This is a genomic window from Rothia amarae (assembly GCF_042677725.1).
Lineage (GTDB): Bacteria > Actinomycetota > Actinomycetes > Actinomycetales > Micrococcaceae > Rothia > Rothia amarae.
Genome location: NZ_JBHUCN010000008.1, coordinates 1 through 2185 on the forward strand (window position 1 = coordinate 1; position 2185 = coordinate 2185).

Sequence of the window (2185 nt, forward strand, 5' to 3'; positions counted from 1 at the left end):
TTTTTGCCGCTGGTGGGGCCGTTGTCTAGTTGGTGGGGTGTGGGTGTGTTCCTACTTTTGAATAAGCCTCTTTATCTTTAGATTTGTCACGCCGGGTCAAAGTCCCTTGGTGGATAGTGACGATGATATTAGCTATTGACGAGATGAGAGCTATTCCTGATGTTATGAGGACAACAATGATGGGTGTTTCCAATGGTACGTGTAGCTCCTTGGCGTTTCTTGCTTATAAAAGAACCCTCCACCTTCATGATGGAGGGCTTTTCTATATCTGCTATTTGCTGAGGTCGTATTCCCAGCCACCATCAGTCATAGGGTCTGAATAAACAATGGTGCCATCAGTTGCTGGGACATCGAGTATTACACTTCCTGTAACTTTTTCATTTGGTCCAATTTGAGCAGGGATTGTTTCGCTTTCGGGGAGGCACATGAAAGAGCTGCCCGAACCTAGCTGACCATTATAAGTGGTCCCATTTGCAGCAATGTACTTCCAGGCTCCAGCTTGCATGTTTACGCTATTGCCGTAGTACTGGTCTTTCATGGTTTTAGCATCAGCAGTGGACACCTGAACATCAAGCTTTACGAACTTACCGTTTTCAGGTTCTTGAGCGTATTCATCTGTGCATTTGAAGTTTGGCTCAATTCCGGTGACTTTGAAGCTGTAAATATTTTCGTTGTGCTCGCCAGTAACACTTCCTTCTTCACCAATCTGCTTTTCAATATTGCCTCGGTCGTTAGTGTCTGCGCTGGTTGTGGCGGTTTCGGATTCAACAGGTGCTACCGATTCCATTGGCTTGTTTTCAGCTTCGTTGCTGTTTGAGCATCCGGTGAGTGCGAGTAGTGCGAGTGCGAGGATCGCAAGGAGATTTGGGGATTTCATGGTTACCTCTGTGTGAGTTTTTAATAAAGTCTCTTTATCGTACAGGTTTCTCTCAGCTTTCTTCCTCGTTCTTTTGTATGAACTTACTAGCCAGACAGATGCTGTATGGCGTTCTAAGACACTTGAGGAATATCTGGGATAATCGTACTTATCACCCCTGAAGTCCTCTCAGAACGGCGCACAATGGCTGAAGAATCCCATAGCAAACTCTCACTTGACCGCAACCTCATTCGTTGGACGGCAGGTGTAGCTGTTCTTGCTATCGTCCTTGGCTTGGGTGCATTTCTTCTGCTGAACTACTTCCTGAAGCCTGTACCTGGTCTTGAGCTGCTGAAAGTCATCCTCACCCTTATCGCTGGTCTGGGCGGTGTTGTGTACTTGGTGGTGCGCTTCAGGACTCAAATCATCAACGAGGCAGACGATAGACGTAAAGAAGCTTCCTCCCAACGAGATGAGGAGCAATTCATTGAGGACAAGCTCTTTCGCGCCATTGAGATGCTAGGTGCTGAAGCTGTCTCCACAAAGATAGCCGGTGTGTACGCCCTTACCGATATCTCAGATACTTATGGCGGTCGATACAAGCAAAGGGTCGTGGATATCTTGTGTGGGTATCTGAGGTCAGCTAGACCTGCTGGAGAAGTTGCTGTTGAATCAACAGTAGTCAGTGCCATATTTAGGAGGACAACGAAGATTAAACCTTTAGATGGTATAAAACCTCAAGAGTACAAAGCATGGTCTAGTTGTTCAATGAATCTGGACGGGGCACATTTTAGAGCGCATATGTACTTCGATGAATTAGTTTTGAGCAAGGCGTTGTCGATGAGTGGGTGCGTGTTCGAGGGGCATCTGATGATTGCAAGATGTGAACTTGAATCCTTTTTCTGTATAGGGTCGCACTTTAAGTATGGGCTATCTCTTTATGATAATAGGTCGGGAAGATTCATTCTCAGGGACTCTCGTTTCAGTAAAGCAAATATCCAAATCGACCATCCTCAAATTGACCTCAAGCATACTGCCTTTGAGAGTTCCGATAACGTAGAGATAGCTGGATATACATTGGAAGAAGAATTCAATGAAGAATTTGAATTATTTGAGTATTATCCCGTGCAGAGAGGCTTATTCATAAGGGGTCCGAAGCCGTAAAAAATATCAGCCTCCGCACCAGAAGAAAACACCCGCAAATAAACACCCAGCGGCCGACGGAAGCCCGTATGTAAAACCCGCCAGGTCTTCACCTGCGCAATCGTCCATTCAACCACCGAACGTAACCGATTGATCCTCCGATTATTCTCCTTCACCCTAGCCCTC

At 46.0% G+C, this 2185-nt stretch carries 2 protein-coding genes; one reads left to right on the forward strand and one right to left on the reverse strand.

Features of this window, described 5'->3' with window-relative positions; all coding sequences use genetic code 11:
• Nucleotides 1–271: 271 nt before the first annotated feature.
• Nucleotides 272–877, reverse strand: a complete 606-nt coding sequence (locus ACFR81_RS03540) for a hypothetical protein (RefSeq protein ID WP_343874326.1) — start codon at nt 875–877, stop codon at nt 272–274.
• 183 nt (nt 878–1060) lie between these two features.
• Between ACFR81_RS03540 and ACFR81_RS03545 the strand changes: the two genes are divergently transcribed.
• The gene (locus tag ACFR81_RS03545; RefSeq protein ID WP_343874328.1) at nt 1061–2020 is read left to right on the forward strand and encodes a hypothetical protein; all 960 of its coding nucleotides are present in this window, start codon (nt 1061–1063) and stop codon (nt 2018–2020) included.
• Nucleotides 2021–2185 lie beyond the last annotated feature (165 nt).

Excerpts from the sequence above, each read along its gene's own strand:
- ACFR81_RS03540 (WP_343874326.1), bottom strand. The coding sequence starts at position 877 with ATGAAATCCCCAAATCTCCTTGCGATCCTCGCACTCGCACTACTCGCA.
- ACFR81_RS03545 (WP_343874328.1), top strand. The coding sequence starts at position 1,061 with ATGGCTGAAGAATCCCATAGCAAACTCTCACTTGACCGCAACCTCATT.